General features: G+C 64.6%; 23 protein-coding genes. 14 read left to right on the top strand and 9 right to left on the bottom strand.

What is annotated here, in order from left to right; translation table 11 throughout:
* Positions 1–48: 48 nt before the first annotated feature.
* The 7 genes from AC07X6_RS10780 to AC07X6_RS10750 are packed head-to-tail and all read left to right on the top strand — an operon-like array spanning position 49 to position 7,089.
* Positions 49–747: a Crp/Fnr family transcriptional regulator gene (locus AC07X6_RS10780; RefSeq protein ID WP_494790945.1), complete on the top strand. Its 699-nt coding sequence runs from the start codon at positions 49–51 to the stop codon at positions 745–747.
* Positions 734–2,794 carry a DUF4132 domain-containing protein gene (locus tag AC07X6_RS10775; protein ID WP_494790944.1) on the top strand — a complete coding sequence of 687 codons (2,061 nt, stop codon included), beginning with the start codon at positions 734–736 and terminating at the stop codon, positions 2,792–2,794. Before AC07X6_RS10780 ends, AC07X6_RS10775 begins: the two co-directional genes overlap by 14 nt.
* Before the next feature lie 46 nt (positions 2,795–2,840).
* Positions 2,841–4,664 (top strand): aminopeptidase P family protein, encoded by a 1,824-nt coding sequence (locus AC07X6_RS10770; RefSeq protein ID WP_494790943.1) that lies wholly within the window; start codon positions 2,841–2,843, stop codon positions 4,662–4,664.
* Positions 4,664–4,918 (top strand): hypothetical protein, encoded by a 255-nt coding sequence (locus AC07X6_RS10765; RefSeq protein WP_046681889.1) that lies wholly within the window; start codon positions 4,664–4,666, stop codon positions 4,916–4,918. Before AC07X6_RS10770 ends, AC07X6_RS10765 begins: the two co-directional genes overlap by 1 nt.
* Positions 4,919–5,659 carry an MgtC/SapB family protein gene (locus AC07X6_RS10760; protein ID WP_230540158.1) on the top strand — a complete coding sequence of 247 codons (741 nt, stop codon included), beginning with the start codon at positions 4,919–4,921 and terminating at the stop codon, positions 5,657–5,659.
* Positions 5,660–5,664: 5 nt separating this feature from the next.
* Positions 5,665–6,252 carry a DUF924 family protein gene (locus tag AC07X6_RS10755; RefSeq protein WP_230540159.1) on the top strand — a complete coding sequence of 196 codons (588 nt, stop codon included), beginning with the start codon at positions 5,665–5,667 and terminating at the stop codon, positions 6,250–6,252.
* 9 nt (positions 6,253–6,261) lie between these two features.
* A complete protein-coding gene (locus AC07X6_RS10750) occupies positions 6,262–7,089 on the top strand; it encodes a Rossmann-like and DUF2520 domain-containing protein (RefSeq protein ID WP_494790942.1) in 828 nt (275 codons plus the stop codon).
* Here AC07X6_RS10750 and AC07X6_RS10745 read toward each other — a convergent pair.
* Positions 7,086–8,582: a sensor domain-containing diguanylate cyclase gene (locus AC07X6_RS10745; protein WP_494790941.1), complete on the bottom strand. Its 1,497-nt coding sequence runs from the start codon at positions 8,580–8,582 to the stop codon at positions 7,086–7,088. The two genes, AC07X6_RS10750 and AC07X6_RS10745, sit on opposite strands and share 4 nt — an antisense overlap.
* Positions 8,583–8,806: 224 nt before the next feature.
* On the opposite strand from AC07X6_RS10745, the gene AC07X6_RS10740 reads away from it, so the two are divergent.
* The gene (locus AC07X6_RS10740; protein WP_230540162.1) at positions 8,807–9,169 is read left to right on the top strand and encodes a hypothetical protein; all 363 of its coding nucleotides are present in this window, start codon (positions 8,807–8,809) and stop codon (positions 9,167–9,169) included.
* Between the two features lie 83 nt (positions 9,170–9,252).
* On the opposite strand, the gene AC07X6_RS10735 is transcribed toward AC07X6_RS10740, so the two are convergent.
* Positions 9,253–9,834: a putative pterin-binding protein gene (locus tag AC07X6_RS10735; RefSeq protein ID WP_494790940.1), complete on the bottom strand. Its 582-nt coding sequence runs from the start codon at positions 9,832–9,834 to the stop codon at positions 9,253–9,255.
* Positions 9,835–10,059: 225 nt separating this feature from the next.
* On the opposite strand from AC07X6_RS10735, the gene AC07X6_RS10730 reads away from it, so the two are divergent.
* The gene (locus AC07X6_RS10730; RefSeq protein ID WP_230540164.1) at positions 10,060–10,641 is read left to right on the top strand and encodes a porin family protein; all 582 of its coding nucleotides are present in this window, start codon (positions 10,060–10,062) and stop codon (positions 10,639–10,641) included.
* 72 nt (positions 10,642–10,713) lie between these two features.
* Here AC07X6_RS10730 and ettA read toward each other — a convergent pair whose 3' ends face one another.
* Both ettA and rarD read right to left on the bottom strand, forming a co-directional pair.
* Positions 10,714–12,381: an energy-dependent translational throttle protein EttA gene (gene ettA / locus AC07X6_RS10725; protein ID WP_034752850.1), complete on the bottom strand. Its 1,668-nt coding sequence runs from the start codon at positions 12,379–12,381 to the stop codon at positions 10,714–10,716.
* A 94-nt stretch (positions 12,382–12,475) separates the two neighbouring features.
* Positions 12,476–13,360: an EamA family transporter RarD gene (gene rarD, locus AC07X6_RS10720; RefSeq protein ID WP_474293912.1), complete on the bottom strand. Its 885-nt coding sequence runs from the start codon at positions 13,358–13,360 to the stop codon at positions 12,476–12,478.
* 237 nt (positions 13,361–13,597) lie between these two features.
* Between rarD and AC07X6_RS10715 the strand changes: the two genes are divergently transcribed.
* On the top strand, positions 13,598–15,475 hold the full coding sequence (locus AC07X6_RS10715; protein WP_230540166.1) for a potassium transporter Kup: 1,878 nt from the start codon (positions 13,598–13,600) through the stop codon (positions 15,473–15,475).
* A gap of 155 nt (positions 15,476–15,630) precedes the next feature.
* Positions 15,631–16,107 (top strand): FKBP-type peptidyl-prolyl cis-trans isomerase, encoded by a 477-nt coding sequence (locus AC07X6_RS10710; RefSeq protein ID WP_494790939.1) that lies wholly within the window; start codon positions 15,631–15,633, stop codon positions 16,105–16,107.
* A 64-nt stretch (positions 16,108–16,171) separates the two neighbouring features.
* Here AC07X6_RS10710 and AC07X6_RS10705 read toward each other — a convergent pair whose 3' ends face one another.
* Genes AC07X6_RS10705 through AC07X6_RS10695 form a run of 3 tightly spaced genes read right to left on the bottom strand, consistent with a single transcriptional unit; the run spans position 16,172 to position 18,256 of the window.
* Positions 16,172–16,843 (bottom strand): Dph6-related ATP pyrophosphatase, encoded by a 672-nt coding sequence (locus AC07X6_RS10705; RefSeq protein ID WP_494790938.1) that lies wholly within the window; start codon positions 16,841–16,843, stop codon positions 16,172–16,174.
* On the bottom strand, positions 16,840–17,307 hold the full coding sequence (locus AC07X6_RS10700; RefSeq protein ID WP_494790937.1) for a GNAT family N-acetyltransferase: 468 nt from the start codon (positions 17,305–17,307) through the stop codon (positions 16,840–16,842). Before AC07X6_RS10700 ends, AC07X6_RS10705 begins: the two co-directional genes overlap by 4 nt.
* Before the next feature lie 40 nt (positions 17,308–17,347).
* Positions 17,348–18,256 carry a LysR family transcriptional regulator gene (locus AC07X6_RS10695; protein WP_474293918.1) on the bottom strand — a complete coding sequence of 303 codons (909 nt, stop codon included), beginning with the start codon at positions 18,254–18,256 and terminating at the stop codon, positions 17,348–17,350.
* Positions 18,257–18,376: 120 nt separating this feature from the next.
* Between AC07X6_RS10695 and AC07X6_RS10690 the strand changes: the two genes are divergently transcribed.
* Positions 18,377–19,210 (top strand): type 1 glutamine amidotransferase domain-containing protein, encoded by an 834-nt coding sequence (locus tag AC07X6_RS10690; protein WP_494790936.1) that lies wholly within the window; start codon positions 18,377–18,379, stop codon positions 19,208–19,210.
* A 61-nt stretch (positions 19,211–19,271) separates the two neighbouring features.
* Here AC07X6_RS10690 and AC07X6_RS10685 read toward each other — a convergent pair whose 3' ends face one another.
* Positions 19,272–19,697: an organic hydroperoxide resistance protein gene (locus AC07X6_RS10685; protein ID WP_099377761.1), complete on the bottom strand. Its 426-nt coding sequence runs from the start codon at positions 19,695–19,697 to the stop codon at positions 19,272–19,274.
* Between the two features lie 286 nt (positions 19,698–19,983).
* On the opposite strand from AC07X6_RS10685, the gene AC07X6_RS10680 reads away from it, so the two are divergent.
* Positions 19,984–21,249 carry a histidine kinase gene (locus AC07X6_RS10680; RefSeq protein ID WP_494790935.1) on the top strand — a complete coding sequence of 422 codons (1,266 nt, stop codon included), beginning with the start codon at positions 19,984–19,986 and terminating at the stop codon, positions 21,247–21,249.
* Positions 21,236–22,018: a LytR/AlgR family response regulator transcription factor gene (locus tag AC07X6_RS10675; protein ID WP_494790934.1), complete on the top strand. Its 783-nt coding sequence runs from the start codon at positions 21,236–21,238 to the stop codon at positions 22,016–22,018. Before AC07X6_RS10680 ends, AC07X6_RS10675 begins: the two co-directional genes overlap by 14 nt.
* Positions 22,019–22,024: 6 nt before the next feature.
* Here AC07X6_RS10675 and AC07X6_RS10670 read toward each other — a convergent pair whose 3' ends face one another.
* A complete protein-coding gene (locus AC07X6_RS10670) occupies positions 22,025–23,068 on the bottom strand; it encodes a histone deacetylase family protein (RefSeq protein WP_494790933.1) in 1,044 nt (347 codons plus the stop codon).
* Positions 23,069–23,075 lie beyond the last annotated feature (7 nt).

Raw genomic sequence — 23,075 nt, 5'->3', positions numbered from 1 at the left:
GTTGTCTTTTCGGGGACATTTACCCACTTTTCGATGGTGCATCGCACAATGACCTACCCTGATATCACGCTGAAGGATGCCGTGCGCGCGGCCAACTGGGCGCAGCTGCTCGACCCCGTTCAACTGGCCAGGGTCGAGGCGGACGTGTTTGAAACCTTCGTGCCGAAAGGCGGCTTCGTCTGCCGCAAGGGCGAACCGGTGGACAACTGGATCGGCGTCATCAGCGGCATGGTCAAGATGAATAATTTTTCCGCCTCCGGCAAGGCCATGACCTTCATCGGCGTGCCGCCCGGCAGCTGGTTCGGCGAAGGTTCATTGCTGAAGAATGAAATCCGCAAATACGACACCATGGCCCTGCGCGACACGCGCGTGGCGCGCCTGCCCGGCGCCACCTTCCACTGGCTGCTGGAAACGAGTCTGCCATTCACGCGCTTTTTGCTGATGCAGCTGAACGAACGCCTGGGCCAGTTCATCGGCATGGTGGAAAACGAGCGCTTGCTGGACCTGAACACGCGCGTGGCGCGCTGCCTGGCGTCGATGTTCAACTCGCACTTGTACCCGGGCGTGGAGACGCTGGTGCAGCTGTCGCAGGAAGAGATCGGCCTGCTGTCGGGCTCCTCGCGCCAGCGCGCCAACCAGGCCTTGCAGGTGCTGGAAAAAAAGGGTTTATTGCGCCTCGATTACGGCGGCATCCGCGTGCTGGACCTGGAAGGCTTGCGCCGCTACGAGGCCGATGATGCCATCTGAATCCACTCGCGCCGCGGCGCTGCGCGCCCGCCTCGATGGCGGCTTTGTCGAGCATGCGCGTTTCACGGGGCCGCCGGTCGATTTCAGCGACTGGACACCCGAAGAGCTGGGCGCCATCTGGGGTGCGCTGCACCGCGCGGCGCGCTTCGGCCATGACGATTCCGCGCGGCGCGAACTGGCGATGGCGCTATTGGCGCAAGCGAGCAGCGTGAAGCTGGCACCGGCGCTGGCAGGCGACATGTTCCTCGACGCGCTGGATGCGGCCCGCGTGCACGACTGGGACTACGCAATCGGCTGCCTGGATTGTCTGCGCGGCGCGCCACCCGAAGGCAGCGCGCAGCTGGCGCTGCGCATCCTGGATGAACCGAAGCACTGGGGCGAACAGCCTTTTGCCGCCTGGCTGCTGGCGCAGCTGGCCGGCGGCGACGCCCTAACCCAGTTCGGGCAGATGATGGAGGAGCGCCATGCGCGCTACCCGATGCCCTTGACCTTGCAGGAACTCACCGTACTGCCGCAGCTGGCGCAAGCGTCCCTGCTGGCGCTGGCCGGCTCGCGCTACAGTGGCCATTGGAGCCGCGACAGCATCGGCGAGGCGGATCCTGCCGAAGTGCTGGCCGACGATGCGGCGTATGTCGCGTTTGCGCGCACGATACTGGAACAGGCGGCGGGCCATATCGCCGCCATCCATGACGGCAGCGTGCCGTATGCGGCCGATGCCGCCTTTGCCACGGCAGACTCTCCCGTGCTGGCGCGTGCCGCGCGGGTGGCGTCCTATCGCGACGATGCCTGGTTCAGGCCCGTGATTACCGTCTTGCTGCCTTTGGCATGCGTGGCGCCCGGCGCGGCCAAGAGCGCGCCGTCGCAGTCGCTGGCGATGGCGCTGGGCCATGCAGTGGAAACCATCCCCACGCCCGAAAGCCTGCAAGCCCTGCGCGCGGCGCTGGCCCAGGTACGCCATGCGGGCATCCGCAAGAAACTGGAACGCAATCTGAAACCGGCCGAGCGGGCGCTGGCCGAACGGCCCGATATCGCCTGGAGGATCGGCATGCCGGGCCCCATGGGCAAACGGCGCCAGGCCATGCTGGCGCGACGCCTGGAAGCGGGCTACGCCAGCGAGGTGTGGTTTGGCCTGGACCAATGGCGCGCCCTGCGCGACGATGCCGATATCGACGCGGTGGCGCGCGCGCTGGTCTGGCGCACGGGCGATGGGCTGGCCTTCATGCTCGACGGGAAAGGCGCCATCGACGCGCAGGGGCAGCCAGTGGATTTGCCTGCGCAAGGCGAGATCGGCCTGTGGCACCCTTTGCATGGCAGCGGGGAAGAGCGCGCCGCCTGGCAAGCGCTGGTCGCGCAGCGGCGCCTGCGCCAGCCGCTGCGCCAGGTTTATCGCGAAATATATGCACCGCCCGGCGACGGCAGTGCCGCATTTGCAGGCTACCAGCTGTCGCTGCGCACCTTGCTGGGACTGGCGCGCCGCGAAGGCTGGCGCCTGGACTACGATGAAGGCTTGTCGCGCCAGTTCGGCGCCTGGCGCGTATTGCTGCGCCTCGACGGGCACGTGTATCCGGGGGCGGGCGGCGCCTGCACGTCAAACGGGCTGGCGCCCGCGCAGATGATGCCGATGGCGCCGGTGGCCTATTCGGAAGCGTGCCGCGCGGTGGATCTGCTGGTCAGCGCCAGCGCGCTGGCGCTGGTGGAGGACGAGCAAAGCGTGGAGCGCGAACAGCGCCTGTTTTACCTGTCCAACCTGGCACCGGGGCCGATGGCCGGCATGCGGCGCGCCGTGCTGGAACAGGTATTCGCGGACCAGATCGAGGATGGCCGCATGGCGCTCGATGCGCGCCACCTGATGGTGGGCCGGCATGCGATCCACCTGAGTACCGGCAGGGTCACGAAAGATGGCGCCGGGGTGGTGATCGAGGTGGTAGCGCAGGGGAACAAGCTGGGCGCCGTGCCGTGGCTGCCCTACGATGAGGCGCTGCTGGAACAAATCGCCGCCGCCGCCGGGGTGCTGCTGGCGCTGCACCGAGTGCAGCCCGGCGGCTAATCGCGGTATCATAGATGCTTCCCGGCACCGCTCCATTTTCGCTCCCATGCAGACACCAGACCAATCCACTCCCGCCTCCCGTTTGTCGCAGCTGCGCGGCGCCATGCGCGCACAGCACATCGATGCCTGTATCGTGCCCTCGGCCGACCCGCATTTGTCCGAGTACCTGCCGGCCCGCTGGCAGGGCCGCGAGTGGCTGTCGGGCTTCACGGGGTCGGTCGGCACCCTGGTCGTGACGCAGGATTTTGCCGGCGTGTGGACCGATGGCCGCTACTGGGAACAGGCGGAAGACGAACTGGCCGGCAGCGGCATCGTCCTGAAGAAAATCCCGTCCGGTGCCAGCGTGCTGTATATCGACTGGCTGGGCGAGACCATGCAGCCGGGGCAGACGGTGGCCGTCGATGGCGCCGTGCTGGGCCTGGCCAATGCGCGCCTGCTGCAGCAGGCGCTGGGCGAGCAAGTGACCCTGCGCACGGATACCGATGTGCTGCAAGCCGTCTGGCCGGATCGCCCGGCCATGCCCGCCGCGCCCGTGTACGAGCATGCGGCCGCGTATCCAACGCTGTCGCGCATGCAGAAACTGGCGGCCCTGCGCGCCGGCATGGCGGCGCACGGCGCCAGCCACCACGTCATTTCCACCCTCGACGATATCGCGTATTTGTTCAACCTGCGCGGCGCCGACGTCAATTACAACCCCGTCTTCCTCGCGCATGCGCTGGTGGGCCCCGAGCGCGCCACCCTGTTCGTCGCCGACGGCAAGCTGCCCGCCGCCCTGCGCGCCACGCTGGAGAGCGAAGGCGTGGACGTGGCCGCGTATGACCGTGCCGGCACCGCGCTGGCCGCCTTGCCGGCCGGCGCCAGCCTGCTGCTGGACCCGCGCCGCGTCACGTTCGGCACGCGCCAGGCCGTGCCCGGCGGCGTGCGCGTGGTCGAATCGATCAACCCGACCACCCTGGCCAAGTCGCGCAAGACGGACAGCGAAGCGGCGCACGTGCGCGCCGCCATGGAGCAGGATGGCGCCGCCCTGTGCGAATTTTTCAGCTGGCTTGACAGCACCCTGGCCGACCCGCAGCGCGCGCCGCTGACGGAAATCGGCGTCGACGAGCACCTGACGGCCGCGCGTGCCCGCCGCGCCGGTTTTGTCAGCCCCAGTTTCGGCACCATCGCCGGCTTCAATGCGCATGGCGCCATCATGCATTACCACGCCCATGCGGATTCGGCCGCCACCATCGACGGCGACGGCCTGCTGCTGATCGATTCGGGCGGCCAGTACCTCGGTGGCACCACGGACATCACGCGCGTGGTCCCCGTTGGCACGATCACGGCAGAACACCGGCGCGATTTCACCCTGGTCTTGCGCAGCATGATCGCCCTGTCGCGCGCGCAGTTCCCGCGCGGCGTGAAGTCGCCCATGCTGGACTCGATTGCGCGCGCGCCGCTGTGGGCCGAAGGCATCGATTTCGGCCACGGCACGGGCCATGGCGTGGGCTTTTTCCTGAACGTCCATGAAGGGCCGCAATCGATTTCGCAGTCCGCCATGCCGGAGCCGCAGACGGCCATGGAGATCGGCATGATCACCTCCATCGAACCGGGCATCTACCGGCCCGGCGAGTGGGGCATCCGCATCGAGAACCTGGTGCTGAATGTGCCGGCGGGGACGACGCAGTTCGGCGAATTCCTGCGCTTCGAAACCTTGACCCTGTGCCCGATCGACACGCGCTGCGTGGAACGCTCGCTGTTGCGCGACGACGAAGCGGCCTGGCTCAACGACTATCACGCCACCGTGCGCGCGCGCCTGGCGCCGCACCTGGCCGCGCCGGCCGATGCGCCTGCGCTGGCGTGGCTGGAACAGCGCACGGGAGCCATCTGATGCGCTCGACCCGCGCCACCTCCGCCATCGAGCGGCTCAAGGAACGCACCGGCAACCGTCTGTACACGATGGCGCGCACGGGCGATGAACTGTTCTTCCTCACGGAAGGCCCGGGCTTGCCGCCCTTGTGCCCGCCGCTGGAACTGGACGCCTTTGTCGCCTTCGTGAATGGCCTGGGGCCGCAAAAGGCGCGCCGCGTCAGCAAGCTCGACGTGGCGTTTGAAAAGCAGCTGACGAAAAAGCCCCAGGATTAAATGCCGACCATCGACTTCCTGCGCGCCTACTGGTCGCCGGCCGAGCTGGCGACGAATGGCGTGATCCTGCTGAACCTGCTGGGCGCATTGCTGCTGGGCTTGCTGGTGGGTTATGAACGCTCGTATCACGGGCGCGCGGCCGGCATGCGCACCTACAGCCTGGTCTGCATGGCCTCGGCCGCGCTGACGGTGCTGGGCGGCTATCCCGAATTCTGGTACGGCGGCCATGGCGCCATCGTCGGCAGCGATCCCACGCGCGTCATCCAGGGCATCGTCACGGGCGTGGGCTTTCTGGGCGCTGGCGTCATCATGCGCGAGGGCTTCAATATCAGCGGCCTGACGACGGCCGCCTCGATCTGGGCCTCGTCCGTGATCGGCATCATGGTGGGCATCGGCTTTTATCTGTCGGCCATGGGCCTGGCCTTCCTGTGTGCGATGGCGATGATTTTCCTGTCAAAATTGGAGAACTGGCTGCCGTCGCGCCACGCGGTGGCCATCACCATGCGCTTCAAGCAAGGGTTCATTCCGCGCGAAGATGCACTGCGGCGCATGGCGGCCAAGCGCGGCTACGACATCGCCGGCGGCTCGCTGACCATCGGCAGCAGCGACGGCATGCAGGAATGGCGCTTTGTCGCCATCGCACATGGCAAGAACACGGGCGCCAGTCTGTCGGCCATGTCGGCCGAACTGGCCGCCTTCGATGGCATCGCCGGCTTCCAGCTGTCGCATGCACGCAACTGAAAAGGATGGACATGGACGCCCAGGCTCAAAAAGTACTCGATTTCTGGTTCCTGCCGCCGGATCACCCCGGCCACGGCCAGGCGCGCATGGAATGGTTCCGCAAGGATGACGGTTTCGATGCGCTGATACGCGCGCGTTTCGGTGCGCTGATCGATGCCGCCATAGCCGGCGCCTTGGGTGAATGGGATGCGACGCCGCACGGCGCGCTGGCGCGCCTCATCGTGCTCGATCAGTTCACGCGCAATGTGTACCGCGGCACGCCGCGCGCCTTTGCCGGCGACGCCTGGGCGCTGGCGCTGGCCGTCGCCATGACGCAGCAGGGACTCGACCAGCAGCTGCCGCCGATGCTGCGCGCCTTCGTGTATTTACCGTTCGAACATGCGGAAGACCTGGCCATGCAGGCGCGCGCCGTCGAGCTGTTCCAGCGCCTGTCGCAGGCGCAGCCCGGTTTTGAGAGCATGCTCGACTATGCCGGGCGCCACCAGGAAGTGATCGCCCGCTTCGGCCGCTTCCCTCACCGCAACGCCATCCTCGGCCGCGCTTCCACGCCGGAAGAAGTGGAATTCCTGCGCCAGCCGGGATCGAGTTTTTAGAACATCATCATGAACGTGACATTGAATATCATCGGCGCCGGCCACGTGGGCAAGGTGCTGGGCCGCTTGTTCGCCGGCGTGGACGGCATCGCGGTGCAGGACGTGCTGACGCGCTCGATGGCGTCGGCGCAGGCGGCCGTGGACTTTATCGGCGCCGGCACCCCCGTCGCCAGCTATGCGGCCTTGCGGCACGCCGACGTCACGCTGCTGGCCGTGTCGGATGACCAGATCGGCCCGGCCTGCGCGGCGCTGGTGGCCGAGGGACGCCAGGCGGGCGCCATCGTGTTCCACTGCAGCGGCGCGCTGGCGTCCAGCGTGCTGCTGGCGGCCACGCAGGCCGGTGCCTTTGTCGCCAGCGCCCACCCGATCCGCAGCTTCGCCGACCCGCAGCAGGTGGCGGCCACCTTCGACGGCACGTTTTGCGGCGTCGAAGGCGACCCGCTGGCGCTGGCCTTCCTCACGCCGGCCTTGAATGCCATCGGCGCGCGTCCCGTGCCCATCGATCCGGCCGCCAAGACCCTGTATCACGCCGCCGCCGTCTTTGCCAGCAATTACCTGGTGACGGTGCTCGATGCCGCCCTGCGCGCCTACCAGGCGGCCGGCATCCCCGAACCGGTGGCGCGCGAACTGGCGCAGCCGCTGGTGACGGAAGCGGTGGCGAACGTGTTTCGCCTGGGCGCCGCGCCCGCGCTGTCCGGCCCCATCGCACGGGGCGACTCGGCCACCGTGCAACGCCAGCAGCAGGCCGTGCAAGCCTGGGATGCGGCCACGGGCGAGCTGTACCGGGCGCTGGTCGCGCCCACGCAGGACCTGGCCAGGCGCAAGTCCGCGCTTTAGGCCGCGTGCAGGCGGTTGCGGCCCCGCTCCTTGGCCTGGTACAGGGCGCTGTCGGCGCGCGAGAAGAAGGCCGATTCGCTTTCCTCTGGCCGGTACTCGGCCACGCCCAGGCTGATCGTCACGGGCAGTTGCGGCGCGGGCAGGCCGAAATCGTGGCGTTCGACGGCGGCGCGCAGGCTTTCCGCCACCTCGACGGCCTGCGCCAGGCTGCAGTTATTCAGCAGCACCAGGTATTCCTCGCCGCCCCAGCGCGTGATGACGTCGCTTTCGCGCACGGTGGCGCGCGCCACGTCGGCCACGCCGCGGATGACCTTGTCGCCCCACAGATGGCCGTGGGTATCGTTGACGCGCTTGAAGAAATCGATGTCGAAGAGGATGGCCGACATGGGTTGCGCATGGCGCTTGGACAATAACATCGCGCGCTGGAACAGCAACTCCAGCGATTGGCGGTTCAGCAAGCCCGTCAGCGCATCCGTCGAAGCGATGCGCTCGATGCGGCGCTGGTAGCGGTTCACCGTCAGCAGGGTCAGCACGAGCACCAGCAGGGTGACGCCGAAGCTGATGGCCAGGTTGAGGATGAAGACGCGCTGCAGCGACTGCACCTCGTCGCTGACATTCTGCTCGACCACCAGATACCAGCCCAGTTCCGGAATGAAACGCGAGTTGACGAGGATTTGCGCGCGTCCCAGCTGGTAGGACAGGTGCGTCGGTGTGCTCTGGTGGTTGATGATCTGGCCGGCAATGGCGTTTATGCCGGGCAGGCTGCGGATATTGCCGTGCCCGTTGCGCATGCTCTTGCCCGCCAATACCAGGGTGCCGGCACCGTCGACAAAGTAAATGTTGCGGTGGAAGCGCGCCTGGTAGCGGTCGATGATGTGGCTCATGGTGGCCAGGGTCAGGCCGATGCCGGTAGCGCCGATGAACTGGCCGTCGTAGTCGTAGACGCGGTGGTTGATGAAGATGGTCATGCTGTCGCGGTTGGCCATGTCGACGTCGACATTGGTTTCATAGTCGGTGGTGTCCATGGCGCGCACGCGGTAATACCAGATGTCGCGCGTTGCCTCCGGGCTGACGGATTTCAGGGTGCCTTCCGCGTAATAATATTTGCTGCTCTTGTCCGAGACGAGAAAGCTGGTGATGGCGCCGTATTTCTTCTTGACCTCGGCCAGGTAGCGCACGATCTGTTCCGGCTTGTTTTCGCCGGCGAGTATCCAGTCGCGCACGAAGGTGTCATGCGCCATCAGCGACGAGATGAAGACGGGGCGCAGCATGTCTTTCTGGATTTCCGAGTAAATGTTGTCGCCCGTCAGCGGCAAGGTCTGGTCGGCGATGCCGTGTTCAATGGCTTGGCGCGAGGCCAGGTAGCTGGCCAGGCTGGTGGCCATGAAGCCCGCCCCCAGGATCAGGGTCAGGAGGATGAGCAGGCGGTACTTGATCGACAGAAGACGCATGGAGACGAGGCAGTGGCAGGCGGGATAGCCATCGTGAGGCAAGCCAAAAGTATGCAACAGGGTGGATATTGGCGCAATGATAACTGGTTTTCTTGATAATTTACGCTGTCGAACGCGACAAGATAACCACGACTTACCAAATAAAAGTGCCGATTTGTCGACAAAGATGCAAATTAGCAATAAGATTTGACGAGGGGAATCATTGCGCACCGCCCCTGTCTTGCCGCCCGTTTCAGGCGCGGGACATTCCGCGCAGGGAGTGTTGCATGTTATTTTTAAAGAGTACGTCCGTCAGCAAGGCCCCCGGCATCTACGAGGTCGACATCGCCGCCAAACCACCGGGCAAGACCTTCGGCATTTTTCTCGCCACCGATCCCGACCATCCGCCGCTGGCCTTGCTGGGGCAATTGAAGGCGCTCGGCTTCGAGAACACCTATAGTTCGCCCTACCTGCACAAGGATATGGGCAAAGTGCTGGACCTGCATTTCCAGAAGGATGGCACGGATATCTTCAAGGGCTGGAAAACCGAGGAGTGCACGCACAATCTGGCGGCCATCACGGCGCTGTTCGAGGAGCATGGCATTGCTATCGCCCCACGCGTCATGTCGATGGCGGAAGCCTACGCCTAAACGCCTGTCAAAACCTGCTGCGCTTCTCGGCCACAAATCATTGCCGCTCGCTACGGTTTTGTTTGGCGTTTTATTTAGATAGTTCAACCCGCCTCCACGCCGATGTGATACAGCGCCCACGGGCAGCTGGCGAACCGTTCGGCCAGGGGCAGTGCCGCCACGGCCGCGATGCGGTCGGCATCGTGGATGGCCCAGAGCGGCCCCAGGCCGCCCAGCGCCATCGGCTGACCGTCCAGGTGGGTGGCGACGATAAAACGCTGTGCGCGCGCCTGCGCCATGGTCAGCGCCGCCGCATAGCCGTCCACGGCGCGCAGCAGCAGCCGCACGGCATCTTCCTCGGGCGCACCCGCCGCCTTCAAGACATCGACCAGCAGCGGCCCGCGCAGGGCATGTGCCTTGCCGTCGTATTCCAGCGTGGGATGGATGGTGCGCGCCGGCAAATTCGTCAGCGCCGCAAAATCGAAGGCCCGCGCCCGCTCAAAGCTGATTTTTTGCTTGTGCATCATCTGGTCGCGCACGGCGTCGAACGGACCCCGGTTCGGTTTATCGATGCTGCCCGTGACGGTCAGCAGGGCCGGACCGCGCAGGCCGGCGGGCGCCACCCGGGCGATGGCCGGCAGGGTAGTGGCGGCCATGGCGGCGGCGAGAAACTGGCGTTTGTGCATGCACCTCTCCTCTTGACTGGAAATCGCTAATGTCCTTAAGTCTATCTTAAGTTCGCTCAACGGTGCGCATTTTACGGTTATTGTCAGTTTGCAATTTCCGCTTACATCTTGTCACAGTTCTTACGGAATGGAGAAAGACGTAGCTTTTTTCGCCTGTTATTGTGTCCTCATCGCACTTCGCTGAACTGCGAATCCAGGCACCATTCACTAATTGAGAGAGAGAACATGATGAAGAAGAAAATCCTGTTTGCAATGATCGCTACTGCTACCGCATTCACCGGCATGAGCGCCGCGCACGCCGAAGGCGCCTATGTGGGTGCCGGCGTCACGGGCAACCGCTACAACTTCGATATTCCTGGCGCCACCAGCGCCGATAATCACAGCGGCTACAAGGCGGGCGCCAAGATCTTCGCCGGTTACGATTTCGACAAGACCTGGGCGGTCGAGGGCGGCTACGCCGATTTCGGCAGCAAGGATTACAGCTATGTCACCGGCGCCGGCAACGGTTCCGTGAAAAGCGATTCGCACGGCTACTACCTGGCCGGCAAGGCCACCATGCCGGTGAGCGACAAGGTCGGCGTGTTCGGCAAGCTCGGCGTGGCCAAGGTCAAGAACAGCTTGAGCGGCACGGGCCTGTCGACTGGCATCAGCGGCAACGACAAGACGGGCGTGTACGCTTCCGTCGGTGCCCAGTACGCGATCAACGAGAAAGTCTCGCTGACGGCGGAAGTGGAACACTTCGGCAAGAGCGCCGACCAGGGCCGCAAGGCAACCGGTTTGGCACTGGGCGCACGCTACAACTTCTAATTTACTGGAAGTGTGCTGAAAAAAAAGGCAGTTACCGCGAGGTAACTGCCTTTTTGCATTGCCGGACCGAAATTACGTGGTCAAAGGCTTGTAGCGGATACGCTTCGGCTTCGCGCCTTCTTCACCCAGGCGTTTCTTCTTGTCGGCTTCGTACTCTTGATAGTTGCCGTCAAAGAAGGTGACCTGCGAATTGCCTTCGAAGGCCAGGATGTGCGTGGCGATACGGTCGAGGAACCAGCGATCATGCGAGATGACCATGACGCTGCCGGCAAATTCCAGCAGGGCGTCTTCCAGCGCGCGCAAGGTTTCCACGTCCAGATCGTTCGACGGTTCATCGAGCAGCAGGACGTTGCCGCCCATCAACAGCGTTTTTGCCAGGTGCAGACGTCCCCGTTCACCGCCGGACAGGTTGCCCACTTGCTTTTGCTGGTCCGAGCCCTTGAAGTTGAAGCGGCCCAGGTAGGCGCGCGACGGCATTTCGAAGCGGCCGACCGTCAGCATGTCGGCGCCGCCGGACACATCCTCGAACACGGATTTGTTGTCAGCGAGACTATCGCGGTTCTGGTCGACGATGGACACGCGCGCCGTCTGGCCGATGGCCACTTCGCCGCTGTCCGGCGTTTCCTTGCCGGTGATCATCTTGAACAGGGTCGATTTACCGGCGCCGTTGGGGCCGATGATGCCGACGATGGCGCCTGGCGGCACCGTAAAGCTCAGGTTATCGATCAGCAGGCGGTCGCCGAACGCCTTCGACACGTTCTTGAACTCGATGACTTCATTGCCCAGGCGCTCGGCCACGGGAATGAAGATTTCCTGCGTTTCGTTGCGCTTCTGGTATTCGTGCTCGGATAGCTCGTTGAAGCGGGCCAGGCGGGCTTTCGACTTGGCCTGGCGCGCTTTCGGATTCTGGCGCGACCATTCCAATTCCTTCTGCAGCGCCTTCTGGCGCGCCGATTCCGTCGCTTCTTCCTGTTTCAGGCGGGCTTGCTTCTGGTCCAGCCAGGTCGAGTAGTTACCCTTCCATGGAATGCCGTGGCCGCGGTCCAGCTCCAGGATCCACTCTGCCGCGTTGTCGAGGAAGTAGCGGTCATGGGTGATGGCTACCACGGTGCCGGGGAAGCGCAGCAGGAATTGTTCCAGCCAGTCGACCGATTCCGCATCCAGATGGTTGGTCGGTTCGTCGAGCAGCAGCATGTCGGGCTTGGACAGCAGCAGCTTGCACAGCGCCACGCGGCGCTTTTCACCGCCGGACAGCACGCCGATGGTGGCGTCCCAAGGCGGCAGGCGCAGCGCGTCGGCGGCCATTTCCAGCTGCAAATTCAGATTGCCGCCGTCGGAGGTCGAGATGATTGCTTCCAGGCGCGCCTGTTCCGTGGCCAGGGCGTCGAAATCGGCGTCTTCCTCGGCATACGCGGCGTACACGGCTTCCAGCTTGGCTTGCGCTTCAAACACTTCGCCCAGGCCCGACTCGACTTCCTGGCGCACGGTTTTTGCCGGGTCCAGCTGTGGTTCCTGCGGCAGGTAGCCGATGTTCAGGCCCGGCATCGGCACGGCTTCGCCCTGGATGTCGGTGTCGATGCCGGCCATGATCTTCAGCAGGGTCGATTTGCCGGAGCCGTTCAGACCCAGCACGCCGATCTTCGCGCCTGGGAAGAAGGAGAGGGAAATATCTTTCAGAATCTGGCGCTTGGGCGGGACGATTTTGCCCACGCGATTCATGGTGTAGACGTAATTTGCCATTAGAAATCTCGGGTGATATACAAAGACGGACAGGATACGGTAAACGCCCGCTTCCGGCCAGCGCTGTGCGCTGCGGAAACGGCCCCCTGGGTGTCTAGGCGGCGCTGCGCGCGCGGCGGGCCGTCCACAGCCCTTCGGCCGCGTACAGGGCCAGCGCCGTCCAGATGACGAGGAAGCCCAGCATGCGCTCGGGCGTGAACGATTCGTGGAAGACCCATACGCCAATCAGCAACTGGCCCGTGGGGGCGATGTATTGCAACAGCCCCAGCACGGCCAGCGGCAGGCGGCGCGCGCCGGCGGCGAACAGCAGCAGGGGGATGGCCGTGATGGGGCCGGACGCCAGCAGCAGCGCGCGCGTGGCGGTGGAATCCGTATTGACGAAGCCGCTCTGGCCATGCCAGCCCAGCCACAGCATATAGGCCAGCGCCAGGGGAAACAGAATCAGGGTTTCGAACGACAAGCCTTCCAGCGCGCCCAGCGCGGCCGTCTTGCGCAGCAAGCCATAGCCGCCGAAGGTGGCCGCCAGCAGCAGGGCGATCCACGGTACCTGCCCCGCCTGCCAGGTGAGCCAGGCCACGCCGCAGGCGGCCAGGCCGATGGCCAGCCACTGCAGGCGGCGCAGGCGCTCGTGCAGCAGCAAGAAGCCCAGCATGACATTGATCAGGGGCGTAATGAAGTAGCCGAGGCTGGCGTCGACCACGTGGCCGTTGTTGACGGCCCAGATATAGATGAACCAGTTGGCGGACAGCAAGAACGCACTGGCGACGAAGCTGGCCACCACTTTCGGCTGGCCGCGCAAGGCGCCCAGCCAGCTCCACTGGCGGCGCACGGTCAGCACGATGCCCAGGAACAACAGCGACCAGACCATGCGGTGCGCCAGGATTTCCTGCGGCGCTATCTCGCCGATGGCATGGAAATACAGGGGAAACAGGCCCCAGCACAGGAAGGCGAGGGAGGCGTAGAGCATGCCTGGATTCATGATGGGCTTCGCTGGAGAGTAGACAGTCTGTCATTATGTCTGAAAACACCGGGGGCTGCCCGGCGCCGCTGGCGAGGCGTAGAATGGCAACAAATCAATGGCCGCAAGCCCGCGCAGCAAGGCGGAGCGGCACAAAACCACGACTTTGGGGCAGCCCGTAACCATGCAAAAATACTCTTGCTATTTGCTAATACCTATCATATTGTGCGATGCAACAAAACAAAAACGGGTGCAATCTTGACGTCGGAACATAAAAAAAGCGGCCTGGCCGGCTTGACGCTGGCGGCCGTCGGCATCGTTTACGGCGATATCGGCACCAGCCCGCTGTACACCCTGAAGACGGTCTTCGACCCGGCCCACGGCCTGGCGCTCTCGCCCGAGAACCTGCTGGGCATCGTCTCGCTGATTTTCTGGGGCCTGACCCTGATCGTCTCGCTCAAGTACGTGACCCTGGTGCTGCGCGCCGACAACCGCGGCGAGGGCGGCATCATGGCCCTGATGGCGCTGGTGCTGTCGTCCGTCAGCCGCCTGTCGCGCTGGCATTTTCCGCTGATGGTGATCGGCGTCTTCGGCGCCACCCTGTTCTATGGCGACAGCGTGATCACGCCGGCCATTTCCGTGCTGTCGGCGATCGAAGGCCTGGAAGTGGCCACGCCCGCCTTCAGTCCCTACGTGGTGCCGCTGACCATCGCCGTGCTGGTGGGCCTGTATTCCGTGCAGTCGCATGGCACGGCCGGCATCGGCCGCTATTTTGCCCCCGTCATGGTGCTGTGGTTTGCCGCGCTGGCCGGCATGGGCGTGGTCAACATCATCAAGTCGCCCGCCGTCCTGGCCGCACTCAATCCCCTGCACGCGGCGACCTTCCTGATGAATAACGGCTTCGTCGCCTTCGTCGCCCTGGGCGCCGTGGTGCTGGCGCTGACGGGTGCCGAGGCGCTGTACGCCGACATGGGCCATTTCGGCAAGAAACCGATCCGCCTGGCCTGGTTCCTGATCGCCTTCCCCGCGCTGGCGCTGAACTATCTGGGCCAGGGCGGCTTGCTGCTGGCTCATCCCGAAGCCGTCTCGAATCCGTTTTACCAGCAGCTGGGCGCGTGGAGCGTGTATCCGCTGGTGATTTTGTCGACCATGGCTACCGTGATTGCCTCGCAGGCCACCATTTCCGGCACCTTCTCGATGACCAAGCAAGCGATCGCGCTGGGTTTCCTGCCGCGCATGCGCGTGCGCCACACGTCGGAAAGCGAAATCGGGCAGATTTACATCCCTGCCGTGAACTGGCTGCAGCTGGCCGTGGTGCTGCTGGCCGTCGTCGGCTTCGGCTCCTCGGAAAACCTGGCCGCCGCCTATGGCATTGCGGTCACGGCCACCATGCTGTCGACCACCATCCTGACTTTCTTCGTCATCCGCTACCGCTGGAAGATGAACCTGGCCCTGTGCTGGGCCGCCACGGGCTTTTTCCTGATCATCGACATCAACCTGGTGTCGGCGACCGCCTTGAAACTGTTCCACGGCGGCTGGTTCCCGCTGCTGCTGGGTTCGATCTTGTTCATCGTCATGCTGACCTGGAAACGGGGCCGCCAGCTGGTGTTCCAGAACCTGGAAAAGCATGCGATTCCGCTCAACGATTTCCTTTCGTCGCTGTTCATCGCGCCGCCGCTGCGCGTCCCCGGCACGGCCATCTTCCTGCGTGGCGAAACGGATGGCGTGCCGCATGCGCTGCTGCATAACTTGCTGCATAACAAGGTTCTGCACGAGCGCGTGATCTTCCTTACCGTCTTCATGCATGAAGAGCCGTGGGTGGCGCCATCGGAGCGCGTGCGCGTGGTGGAGCTGGGTCACCAGTGCTACCAGGTCAACGTGCATTACGGCTTCAAGGATGAACCGGACATTCCGGCTGCGCTGGCGCAGTGCGCCGAGCAGGGACTCGATTTCGAGATGATGGAAACGTCGTTCTTCATTGCGCGCCAGACCATCATTTCGACGCCGGGCGCCGGCATGATGCCGTGGCGCGAACACCTGTTCGTCACCATGTCGCGCAATGCGCGCACGGCGGCCGACTACTACCAGATTCCGAGCAACCGGGTGATCGAACTGGGCACGCAGGTGGAAATCTAGGCAATGTGGTTGTTGTGCCAATGTTGTATTGGCACACAACCGCCACCGTGCTTACGTCTGCTTACAAATGGGGCACATGACTCCTGTTAAACTCCAGCCCGTACCGGTCCGCACCGTACGGGCCTTAGTCACACACCAATATTTAAAGGGAAACCATGAAATCGGTATTTCAATTGATCGCCACCCTCGCTTGCGCCGTCGCCCTGACCGCTTGCGGTGCCGCCGCCAACACGGAGAAGCCGGTCGTGCTAGACCCGAACACGCAAGTGAAAGAGTTCCTCTTTCCTGACCTGGTGAAAGGCACCGGCACGGTCGCCGCGGCGGGCGATACCTTGACGGTGCTCTACACGGGCTGGCTGTACGACGCGAGCAAGCCGGACGGCAAAGGCGCGCAATTCGACGCGTCCCCTTCTCTCAACGGTTATACGTTTGTCCAGGGTATCGGCAAAAATATCCTGGGCTGGGACCGTGGTCTGGTCGGCATGCAGGTGGGTGGCACGCGCCGCCTGCTCATTCCGTATGACCTGGGCTATGGCGTGAGCGGCACCCGTGACGCGACGGGTGCGGTGGTGATCCCGCCTTACGCCGGCCTGGTGTTCGACATCACGCTGCGAAAAGTGGATAAAAAGTAAGCACGCGCAGGGCACATGAAAAGGGCGATTCCACGGAATCGCCCTTTTTGCTTTGCTGGCCGGTTTAAGCGGGCGCCAGCTCCTGGAAGTAATACGTGGCGCCGCCCAGGTTGGCCGGCGCGTCATATTGCAGCACTTGCGTGCGGCGCAACGCCACCGGGGCGCTGAAGGCGGGGCCGTCGTAGACGAAGGTGTGGAATTCGCCGTTTTCGCCGCAGGCATCGACGCCGGGCGGCAAGTCGGCGAGGAAGGCGGCGTCGAACTCGCGCCCGCAAAATTCGCGTGGCAGGTGCTGGCCATTGATGCAGACGACGATGGCCTTGAAGCCGGCGGCGAGAAATTCATCGACCAGCGCGCGCCGCGCTTCGCCCCACAGGGGTAAATGGGCCGTCAGGCCGGCCGCGGCGCAGACTTTTTCTTCCCAATCGCGGTGCGGTTGCAAGTCGATGTCGCCGAAGATGGCGTGTTCTATGCCTGCGTCTTTCGCCGCGCGCAGCATGGCGATGAATTGCTCTTCGTAGCTGGCCCAGCTGGCGTGATAGCGCTGCAGGCGCGCGCCCAGGCTGGCTGCCTGGGCTTCGAGCAATTCCGGCGGCACGCCGTGCGAGCGCGATTTGCGGCCATCTTCATCCATGGCCGTGATCAACAGCGGCACGTCCAGGCCGGCGTTGCGCGCGCGCCACAGGGCCAGGCAGGAATCCTTGCCGCCGCTCCAGGAAATCAGCGCCGTCGTCATGCCGGTTTCTCTGCGCGCAGCATGTCGACGTGCTGTATGCCGTCTTCGTCGTAGGGCGCGCTGACGGTGACAAAGCCGAACGACTGGTAGAAGCGCTCCAGGTACTGCTGCGCGCCGATGCGGATGGCGTGGCCAGGGTGCCGGCGTTCCGCGCGCGCGATGCCCTCAAGCAATAACTGCTTGCCGGCGCCGCTGCTGCGCGCTTCGGGCGCCGTCAACACGCGGCCCAGCGACATTTCCACATACTTGGCGCCGGGCGCCAGCACGCGCAGGTAGGCGGCCAGCCGGCGCTGGCCATCGGCCGTCTGCCAGCCCAGCAAGTGCATCGCCTGCTGGTCATGGCCATCGAGGTCCGGGTACAGGCACTGTTGTTCCAGAACAAAGACGCGCTGGCGCAAGGCCAGCACCTGGTACAGATCGTGGGGGCCGAGTTCGTCGAACGTGTTCCATTGCCAGCTGATCATGGGGCATCCTTGATTGAGAGTGGCCGTGATTTTACCGGCTTCACGGCGCCGGCGTGGGATAGCGCTGCGCATACCACTGCTTCAGGTGCTCGATGCAGCGCGTCACGCGGGGCGCCACCAGCTGGCGCGACGGGTAGATGGCAAACAGCGCCAGGCTGGGGCGCTCGATTTCCGGGAACAGCTCGACCAGGGCGCCGCTGGCCAGCTCTTCGCGGCAGACGAAGGTGGGCAGGATGCCGATGCCCAGGCCGCGCAGGATCAGGCTGCGCATGAACAGCGTGTTGTTCGTGCGCACCCAGTTCGGCACCTCGATGTCGCTGTGCGGCCCCGCATGGCGCAGCGGCCAGCGGTTGCCGAACAGGGCGTGGCTGTAGATGAAGCAGCGCTGGCGCGTCAGGTCCGTCGGTTCGGCCAAGGGGCCATGGCGCTCCAGGTAGGCGGGCGCGCAGCAGATGTGCAGGCGGTAGTCGTGGATGTGGCGCGCCACGTAGCTTGAATCGGTGAGCGCGGTGGTGACGCGAAAGCCCAGGTCGTAGTTGGCCGCCGCCAGGTCGACGTATTCATCCTTCAGGTCGACGTCCAGCCGCAGCGCGGGCCAGTCGGCCATGAAATCGGCCAGGCCCTCGGCCAGCTCGCCCACGCCCAGCGTCAGCGGCGCGTTGATGCGCAAGCGGCCCGTCACGTGTGCCGTGGAGTGGGCCACCATGTCCTCCGCCTGCGCCAGCTCGTCGAGCAGCTTGCGGCAGTGCTCGAGGTAGGCGGCGCCCGTTTCCGTCAGAGCCAGCTGGCGCGTGGTGCGCGTCATCAGGCGCCCGCCCAGTTCCTGCTCCAGCTGGCCGATGCGCCGGCTCACGTACGAGGCCGACAGGTCCAGTTCGTCGGCCGCCCGGCGAAAGCTGCCCAGCTCGGCCACGCGGCGAAACAGCTGCATCGCCTGTAATTTGTCCATATCATTCCTATTCAGCGTTTCTATTCAGTCCTATTCCGCATCAGTGCTGTGCATTATTGATCATTTTTCCGCATTTTGATTCGGAATATGCTGGTGACCTCTCCACAGAAAGGTCACACCATGAAAAAATTACTCATCAGCAGCCTGTTGCTGGCTGCCTTTTCCGGCGCCCAGGCGGCCGAGGTTCTCGTCGTGCTGTCGGACGCGAATCACCTCGATTTGCGCGACGGCAAGGTGTTCCAGACGGGCTTTTATCTGAATGAATTGATGCAGCCCGTGAAAAAGCTGCTCGACGCGGGCCACACGGTGACGTTCGCCACGCCACAGGGCCAGGCGCCGACCCTGGACGCCAGCTCGGATACGGACGCCTATTTTGGCGGCGACGCGGCGGCCCACGCGGCGCACAAGGCCTTGCTCGACCAGCTGGCGCTGACGGTGCCGGGCCGCTCGCCCGTGATCAGCCTGAAGCGGGTGGAACAGATCGGTTATGGCCATTACGCGGCCGTGCTGGTGCCGGGCGGCCACGCGCCCATGCAGGATCTGCTGAAGGATGCCAGCCTGGGCGCGCTGCTGCGCCAGTTTCACGCAGACAACAAGCCGACGGCGCTGCTGTGCCATGGCCCCATCGCCCTGCTGTCGGCCCTGCCGCAGGCGCAGGCATTTGCGGCCGCGCTGGAAGCGGGCCGGACACCGGCCAAGCCGACGGACTGGGTCTACAGCGGCTACCGCATGACGGTGATCAGCAATGAGGAAGAGGCGGCGGCGCAGGGCGCCTTGAAGGGCGGATTGATGAAGTTTTATCCGCAGTCGGGCTTGCAGGCGGCCGGTGCGCAGTATGTGCAGAACCAGGCGCCGTGGACCAGCAACGTGGTGGTCGACCGCGAATTGATCACGGGACAGAATCCCGCCTCGGCGCCCGCGCTGGCAGACAAGCTGCTGCAGGCGTTGCGCTGAAGCAAAAATCCCCGGCTGCGCCTGGGGGGCGCGGCCGGGGAGGCGCAACGTGTTGCTGCTATTACACGATCGTCAGGGTGACGTCGATGTTGCCGCGCGTGGCGTTCGAGTACGGGCAGACGATGTGGGCGGCGGCGACCAGCGCTTCGGCGGCGGCGCGTTCCATGCCCGGCAGCGAAATCTTCAATTCCACTTCGATGCCGAAGCCCGTGTCAATGGCGCCGATGCCGACATTGCCTTCGATCGACAGGTCCGCCGGCACGGCGATCTTGTCGCGGCCGCCGACGAATTTCATGGCGCCGATGAAGCAGGCCGAGTAGCCGGCGGCGAACAGTTGTTCCGGGTTGGTGCCCACGGCGCCATTGCCGCCCAGTTCTTTCGGCGTGGTCAGCTTGACGTCCAGCACATTGTCGGACGAGACGGCACGGCCTTCGCGGCCTCCGGTGGCGGTGGCTTGCGCGCGGTACAGCACTTGTTTGATCGACATGATGGTTTTCCTTGTGTTGATTAAATAGTTAACGACTAAATAGTGTGCTACTTGTTTCGTGGGCCGCAGCCCCAGGATGTCCGTCTGAAGAAGCAATTCCGGCGTCCATGTGCTCAATATATATCGTGCGCTATTTAATTGCAAGCGATTTTATTTCGTGGCGGCGCCTATTTAAGCTTTATTTTCTTGCCTTTGTCGCCAGTATTGGCCTTCCATCGCATAATGGCCATCGCCGCCGGGGCCGATGGTTATGCTTGGCTCCACTTCACACCCCAGGGAAAAAATCATGACCAGCCTCTTTTTTATTCTCCGTCTCACCTTGGCGACGATGGTCACCTACATCATCGCCACCGCCCTCCTGGTCGAAAACTTCCTGCGCTATATCTTCGGGCACACGGAAGGCTTTTTTGTCATCGTCGGCGCCCTGCTGGCCAGCGCCGTCATCACGAATGCCTTTTCGCATGTGCGCCGGGTGCGCCTGATCGCCGGCGACGTCAATGCGGCTACCCTGTCGAGTCGCCAGCGGCGCCAGATCGAGATCCCGTTCGAGGCGGGCGAGGCATTCGACATGATCGACGCGGCCATCCGCGAATTGCCCGGCAGCGAAGTGGTCGAGAGCGCGCGCGACAGCCTGCAGGTGCAAGCCCGCGTGCGCCGCGCGGCGCCGTACACGGACACGGGCTTGCCCCGCATGCGCGTGCTGGGTTTCCTCGAGCCGCGGCCGAACCAGATCCTCGCCACCGTCACGCCGAATGGCGAAGCGGGCAGCGTAACCCTGATCTGCGAGCCGGCGCGCAATGCCTGGACCGACTGGTTCCTCGTCGACCATGGCAGCAACCTGGAAAACGCGGAAGCGGTGACGCGGGCGATCACCCGCCGGGTGGCGCAGCGCCGCCGCGGCGAGCAGGCCGAAGCGCGCCAGACGGTGACGGAAAAGGAACTCACGGTGGCCAAGCTGAGCCTGCTGCACGCGCAGGTGGAGCCGCACTTCCTGTACAACACCCTGGCCAGCGCCCAGCTGCTCACGCGCAGCGACCCCGTGCGCGCCGACGAGATGCTGGGCAACCTGATCCTGTATTTGCGCCACTCGCTGCCGCGCACGGAGCAAGCCATGTCGACCCTGGGCACGGAGCTGGAACGGGCGCGCGCCTACCTCGACATCCTGAAAATCCGCATGGGCGGGCGCCTGAACCTGCAGATTGAGGTACCGCAATACCTGCGCCAGGTGGAACTGCCGCCGATGATGCTGCAAACGCTGGTGGAAAACGCCATCAAGCATGGCCTGGAGCCGAAAAGCGGCGGCGGCACCATCTGGATCATGGCGCGCAGCGGCAATGGCACGGTGATCGTCACGGTGGCCGATGACGGCAAGGGTTTCAGCGACGACGGCGCCGGCACGGGCATCGGCCTGCGCAATGTGCGCGAACGCCTGCGCCTGATCTATGGCAATGCCGCCGCGTTTGCCATCGTCGCCAATTTCCCCGATGGCGTGACGGCCACCCTCACGGTGCCGGACAGCACGGCGCAAGGAGTGTCGTATGCATGCGCCTGAAATGACGTGCGTCATCGCCGAAGACGAAACCCTGCTGCGCGACGCGCTGGTGGCGATGCTCGGTGAACTGTGGCCGGACCTGCGCATCGTCGCCGCCTGCGACGACGGCGGCACGGCGCTCGAGGCCATCGCCACGCGCAAGCCCGATATCGCCTTCCTCGACATCCGCATGCCGGGCTTGACGGGGCTGGAAGTGGCGGCCGGCGCGCTGGAAGCGAGTCCCGCCACGCAGGTGGTGTTCGTCACGGCCTACGACCAGTACGCGATCGATGCCTTCGATAACGGCGCCGTCGACTATGTATTGAAACCGATTGCCCGCGAGCGCCTGCAGGCGACCCTGCAGCGCCTGCAGGCGCGGGCCGGCAAGGCCCGCGCGGGCGACGGCGCGCTGGCCGGCTTGCTGCAGCAATTGAGCCATGTCTTGCCGGCGGCGGCCAAGTCGCCGCCGCTGGTGTGGCTGACGGCCAGCAGCGGCAAGGATACGCGTTTGATCATGGTGGAAGACATCGCCTATTTTCAATCCGACACCAAGTACACGGCCGTCATGACGGCCGAGGGCGAGGCGCTGCTGCGCAAGCCGATCCGCGAACTGCTCGACGTGCTCGACCCGGCCATTTTCAAGCAGATCCACCGCTCCACCATCGTCAACATGAAGATGGTGGCGTCTGTCACGCGCGACGAGGTGGGCCGTGGCGCCTTGCGCCTGAAAACGCGGCCGGAAACCCTGGCCGTGAGCCAGCCGTTCATGGCCTTGTTCAGGAATATGTAGGCCGGTTTAGTCCGCCGTCTCGAAACCTTCGAGCACATTGACGACATTGATGCCGATTTCCTTTACCGCATAGCCCCCTTCGAGGATGAAGGCTGTGGGCAGGTTCAGATGCGCCAGGCGTTCGCCCACGCGCAGGTAGTCGCCGCTTTGCAGCGAGAAATGCGACAGCGGGTCGCCCACGAAGGTGTCGACACCGAGCGACACCACCAGCGCGTCGGGCGCGTACATCTTGATGCGCAGGCAAGCCGTCTCCAGCGCGGCGAACCAGCTGGCCGTGGTGCTGCCGGCCGGCAGCGGCAGATTGACGTTGTAGCCGAGCCCCGCGCCGCTTCCCGTCTCGTCGGCGTGGCCCAGATAAAACGGGTATTCGCTGCGCGGATCGGCGTGGATGGAGGCGAACAGCACGTCGTCGCGTCCGTAAAAGATGCTTTGCGTGCCGTTGCCGTGGTGGTAATCGATGTCGAGGATGGCGACCTTGCGCGCGCCGTCGTCGAGCAAATGCTGCGCGGCCAGGGCCGCGTTGTTGAGAAAACAGTAGCCGCCGAAGAAATCGCTGCCCGCATGGTGGCCCGGCGGGCGCGTCAGGGCAAACGTGGCCCGCTCGCCCAGGCGCAGCGCATGGGCCGCATTGACGGCGCAGTCGGCGCCCGTCTTGGCCGCCGTCCACGTGCCGGCCGTCAGCGGCGTGCCGTTGTCCATCGAGTACAGGCCCAGCTTGGCCGTGAAGTCGTCCGGTTCGATGTCGCTGCGCAAGGTGCGCACGGGCCACACGGATGGCAAGGCATCCTTGTTGGCGTTATCCGGGTCGAGCGCCAGCCAGTCGTGCCAGGCGTGGCGCAGGAAATGCAGGTAGCGGGGCGTGTGGATGCGTTCCAGCGACGTCAGCGGCACGCCGTGCGGCGTGACGATGCGGCCCAGGTTGCGCCGTCCCAGTTCGGCCACCACCATGTCGGCCCGCTCCGGCGTCTCGAAGCAGGGCACCATGGTGCCGCGAAACATCTCGAAGCGGCCCCGGTGCTGGCCGTGCAATTCATTATAGAAGGTCAGCATCGGGGCG

It is taken from the genome of Janthinobacterium sp. GW460-12-1-14-LB5, assembly GCF_059423585.1.
Note: the sequence above shows the minus strand (reverse complement) of the source record. Positions and strands in the feature narration are given on the sequence as shown.

Coding starts and splice junctions, on each gene's coding strand:
- AC07X6_RS10780 (WP_494790945.1), top strand. CDS start 49: ATGACCTACCCTGATATCACGCTGAAGGATGCCGTGCGCGCGGCCAAC.
- AC07X6_RS10775 (WP_494790944.1), top strand. CDS start 734: ATGATGCCATCTGAATCCACTCGCGCCGCGGCGCTGCGCGCCCGCCTC.
- AC07X6_RS10770 (WP_494790943.1), top strand. CDS start 2,841: ATGCAGACACCAGACCAATCCACTCCCGCCTCCCGTTTGTCGCAGCTG.
- AC07X6_RS10765 (WP_046681889.1), top strand. CDS start 4,664: ATGCGCTCGACCCGCGCCACCTCCGCCATCGAGCGGCTCAAGGAACGC.
- AC07X6_RS10760 (WP_230540158.1), top strand. CDS start 4,919: ATGCCGACCATCGACTTCCTGCGCGCCTACTGGTCGCCGGCCGAGCTG.
- AC07X6_RS10755 (WP_230540159.1), top strand. CDS start 5,665: ATGGACATGGACGCCCAGGCTCAAAAAGTACTCGATTTCTGGTTCCTG.
- AC07X6_RS10750 (WP_494790942.1), top strand. CDS start 6,262: ATGAACGTGACATTGAATATCATCGGCGCCGGCCACGTGGGCAAGGTG.
- AC07X6_RS10740 (WP_230540162.1), top strand. CDS start 8,807: ATGTTATTTTTAAAGAGTACGTCCGTCAGCAAGGCCCCCGGCATCTAC.
- AC07X6_RS10735 (WP_494790940.1), bottom strand. CDS start 9,834: ATGCACAAACGCCAGTTTCTCGCCGCCGCCATGGCCGCCACTACCCTG.
- AC07X6_RS10730 (WP_230540164.1), top strand. CDS start 10,060: ATGATGAAGAAGAAAATCCTGTTTGCAATGATCGCTACTGCTACCGCA.
- ettA (WP_034752850.1), bottom strand. CDS start 12,381: ATGGCAAATTACGTCTACACCATGAATCGCGTGGGCAAAATCGTCCCG.
- rarD (WP_474293912.1), bottom strand. CDS start 13,360: ATGAATCCAGGCATGCTCTACGCCTCCCTCGCCTTCCTGTGCTGGGGC.
- AC07X6_RS10710 (WP_494790939.1), top strand. CDS start 15,631: ATGAAATCGGTATTTCAATTGATCGCCACCCTCGCTTGCGCCGTCGCC.
- AC07X6_RS10705 (WP_494790938.1), bottom strand. CDS start 16,843: ATGACGACGGCGCTGATTTCCTGGAGCGGCGGCAAGGATTCCTGCCTG.
- AC07X6_RS10700 (WP_494790937.1), bottom strand. CDS start 17,307: ATGATCAGCTGGCAATGGAACACGTTCGACGAACTCGGCCCCCACGAT.
- AC07X6_RS10695 (WP_474293918.1), bottom strand. CDS start 18,256: ATGGACAAATTACAGGCGATGCAGCTGTTTCGCCGCGTGGCCGAGCTG.
- AC07X6_RS10690 (WP_494790936.1), top strand. CDS start 18,377: ATGAAAAAATTACTCATCAGCAGCCTGTTGCTGGCTGCCTTTTCCGGC.
- AC07X6_RS10685 (WP_099377761.1), bottom strand. CDS start 19,697: ATGTCGATCAAACAAGTGCTGTACCGCGCGCAAGCCACCGCCACCGGA.
- AC07X6_RS10680 (WP_494790935.1), top strand. CDS start 19,984: ATGACCAGCCTCTTTTTTATTCTCCGTCTCACCTTGGCGACGATGGTC.
- AC07X6_RS10675 (WP_494790934.1), top strand. CDS start 21,236: ATGCATGCGCCTGAAATGACGTGCGTCATCGCCGAAGACGAAACCCTG.
- AC07X6_RS10670 (WP_494790933.1), bottom strand. CDS start 23,068: ATGCTGACCTTCTATAATGAATTGCACGGCCAGCACCGGGGCCGCTTC.